Source organism: Peribacillus sp. SIMBA_075, from assembly GCF_046534585.1.
The window spans coordinates 1-254 of record NZ_JAWRYN010001101.1 but is presented as its reverse complement, the minus strand read 5'-3'; the positions used below and the strand labels follow the sequence as shown (position 1 = coordinate 254).

Genomic DNA, 254 nt, shown 5'->3' with positions numbered 1-254 from the left:
GCTTGACGTGGCAGCGATTGTGACACCTACTGAAAGCGGTCATACAGCGAGAATGATTTCAAAATATAGACCAAAAGCACCAATCGTAGCGGTAACAGCAAACGAATCAGTGGCTAGAAAGCTATCTCTTGTATTCGGCGTATTTGCTAAGAGCGGATCAAATACGAACTCTACAGATGAAATGCTTGAGAATGCAGTAGAGAAGTCAATTGAAACTGGCTATGTCAGACATGGCGACTTGATTGTGATTACAC

1 protein-coding gene is annotated in these 254 nt (G+C 42.9%); it reads left to right on the top strand.

Annotated features, from left to right (window positions below):
• Positions 1-254, top strand: a 254-nt coding sequence (locus SB775_RS31700) for a pyruvate kinase alpha/beta domain-containing protein (protein WP_410865253.1), incomplete at both ends; no start/stop codon positions are given.